The 3,471-nt window shown below is 54.9% G+C and carries 1 protein-coding gene; it reads left to right on the forward strand.

Features of this window, described 5'->3' with window-relative positions:
* A partial coding sequence (locus tag K0H48_RS30720) for a beta strand repeat-containing protein (protein WP_368862117.1) occupies positions 1-3,471 on the forward strand: 3,471 nt, incomplete at both ends.

Genomic DNA, 3,471 nt, shown 5'->3' on the forward strand with positions numbered 1-3,471 from the left:
AACAATCACCATCGGCGTTAATCAGTCGAACGGCAGCGTCACCGTTGTAGCTCCAGATGACGTGTACAAGGGCGACCAGACCGTCACCACCGCTATCACTAATGTGACTGGCGGCGAGCACTTCGAAAACTTGGTTCCAGGTACAACGCCGGTTAGCACTACTGTCACTGATACTCCGGGCACTGATAACACCACCACCGTGACACTGACAGCTCCGTCTGCAGTGAACGAAGGCGGTCAGATCACTTACACCGCTACGCTCTCTAATAAAGCGGGTACCGATGTAACGCTGAAACTCGATAACGGTTCGAGCATCACCATTAAAGCTGGCGATACCGTTGGCTCTGTGACTGTTGCGGCGCCAAGCGATGACGTGTTCATCGATAAGAGCACTCAGACCGTCAAGATCACCGACACCACTGGCGGTAACTTCGAGAAATTGGAAGTTGCAGGCAACGGCGCAACCACCACCATCAACGACACCATCGACAAGGTGGATGTGGTTCTGACCGCCACCACCACCGTTGGCGAAGGCGGCAACATCGTCTACACCGCCAGCCTTGTGGATAAAAACGGCGCGGCAGTGACTAACATCACCAACCCGTTGACCGTGACCCTGGATAATGGCCAGACCATTACCATCGGTGTGAACCAGTCCAGCGGCAACGTCACAGTTGTAGCTCCTGATGACGTGTACAAGGGCGACCAGACCGTCACAACCGCTATTACTAATGTGACTGGCGGTGAGCACTTCGAGAATTTGGTGCCAGGTACTACGCCTGTTAGCACTACTGTCACGGATACTCCGGGCACTGATAACACCACCACCGTGACACTGACAGCTCCATCTGCAGTGAACGAAGGCGGTCAGATCACTTACACCGCTACGCTCTCTAATAAAGCGGGTACCGATGTAACGCTGAAACTCGATAACGGTTCGACCATCACCATCAAAGCCGGTGACACCGTTGGCTCTGTGACTGTTGCGGCGCCTGGCGATGACGTGTTCATCGATAAGAGCACCCAAACGGTCAAGATCACTGACACCACTGGCGGCAACTTCGAAAAACTGGAAGTGGCTGGTGATGGTGCAACTACGACCATCAACGACACCATCGACAAAGTGGATGTGGTTCTGACCGCAACGACCACCGTTGGTGAAGGCGGCAACATCATATACACCGCCAGCCTTGTGGATAAAAACGGCGCGCCGGTGACTAACATCACCAACCCGCTGACCGTCACTCTCGATAATGGCCAGACAATCACCATCGGAGTGAACCAGTCCAGCGGCAACGTCACAGTTGTAGCTCCGGATGATGTGTACAAAGGCGATCAAACCGTCACTACCGCTATCACTAACGTGACTGGCGGCGAGCACTTCGAAAATCTGGTGCCAGGTACCACGCCTGTGAGCACCACCGTCACCGATACACCGGGTACCGACAACACAACAACTGTCACGCTGACCGCGCCAAGCGCAGTCAATGAAGGTGGTCAGATCACCTACACCGCCACCTTGAGCAACAAGGCTGGTACTGACGTCACGCTGAAGTTGGATAACGGTTCATCTATCACCATTAAAGCTGGTGAAACCGTCGGCTCCGTGACTGTTGCCGCGCCTGGCGATGACGTGTTTATCGATAAGAGCACTCAGACCGTCAAGATCACTGACACGACTGGCGGTAACTTCGAGAAGCTCGAAGTCGCTGGCGATGGTGCAGCTACGACCATCAACGACACCATCGACAAAGTGGATGTGGTTCTGACCGCAACGACCACCGTTGGTGAAGGCGGCAACATCGTTTACACCGCCAGCCTTGTGGATAAAAACGGCGCGGCCGTGACTAACATCACCAATCCGCTGACCGTCACTCTCGATAACGGCCAGACCATCACCATCGGCGTTAATCAGTCGAACGGCAGCGTTACCGTTGTAGCTCCGGATGACGTGTATAAGGGCGACCAAACCGTCACTACCGCTATCACTAATGTGACCGGCGGTGAGCACTTCGAAAACTTGGTTCCAGGTACTACACCGGTCAGCACCACCGTCACCGACACGCCGGGTACAGACAACACCACCACCGTGACACTGACAGCTCCGTCTGCAGTGAACGAAGGCGGCCAAATCACCTACACCGCGACCTTGAGCAACAAGGCCGGTACTGACGTCACGCTGAAGTTGGATAACGGCTCGAGCATCACCATCAAAGCTGGCGATACCGTCGGCTCCGTGACTGTTGCAGCACCTGGCGATGATGTATTCATCGACAAGAGCACTCAGACCGTCAAGATCACCGACACCACTGGCGGTAACTTCGAGAAACTGGAAGTTGCAGGCAACGGCGCGACTACGACTATCAACGACACCATCGACAAAGTGGATATCGTCCTCACCGCCACCACCACAGTAGGCGAAGGCGGCAATATCGTTTACACCGCGTCGCTGGTCGACAAGTCGGGTAATGCGGTAACCAACATCACCAAGCCGCTGACCGTGACTTTGGATAATGGCCAGACCATCACCATCGGCGTTAATCAGTCGAACGGCAGCGTCACCGTTGTAGCTCCGGATGACGTGTATAAGGGCGACCAAACCGTCACTACCGCTATTACTAATGTGACTGGCGGTGAGCACTTCGAGAATCTGGTGCCTGGTACTACACCTGTCAGCACCACCGTAACTGACACTCCGGGTACCGATAACACCACCACCGTGACACTGACAGCTCCGTCTGCAGTGAACGAAGGTGGTCAGATCACCTACACCGCGACCTTGAGCAACAAGGCCGGCACCGATGTAACCCTGAAGCTGGATAACGGTTCGAGCATCACCATCAAAGCTGGCGACACTGTTGGTTCCGTGACTGTTGCGGCGCCTGGCGATGACGTGTTCATCGATAAGAGCACCCAGACCGTCAAGATCACTGACACCACTGGCGGCAACTTCGAAAAACTGGAAGTGGCTGGCAACGGCGCAACCACCACCATTAACGACACCATCGACAAGGTCGATGTGGTTCTGACTGCCACCACCACAGTTGGCGAAGGCGGCAACATCGTTTACACCGCCAGCCTTGTGGATAAAAACGGCGCGGCAGTGACTAACCTCACTAATCCGCTGACCGTAACTCTTGATAACGGCCAAACCATTACCATCGGCGTTAACCAGTCAAACGGCAGTGTGACCGTTGTAGCTCCAGATGACGTGTACAAGGGCGACCAGACCGTCACCACCGCTATTACTAATGTGACTGGCGGTGAGCACTTCGAAAATCTGGTTCCAGGTACAACGCCGGTCAGCACTACTGTCACCGACACTCCGGGTACTGATAACACCACCACCGTGACGCTGACCGCGCCAAGCGCAGTCAATGAGGGTGGCCAGATCACCTACACCGCGACCTTGAGCAACAAGGCCGGTTCTGACGTAACGCTGAAGTTGGATAACGGTTCATCTATCACCAT

It is taken from the genome of Pseudomonas sp. Xaverov 259 (assembly GCF_019352915.1).
In the GTDB taxonomy this organism is placed as follows: Bacteria; Pseudomonadota; Gammaproteobacteria; order Pseudomonadales; family Pseudomonadaceae; genus Aquipseudomonas.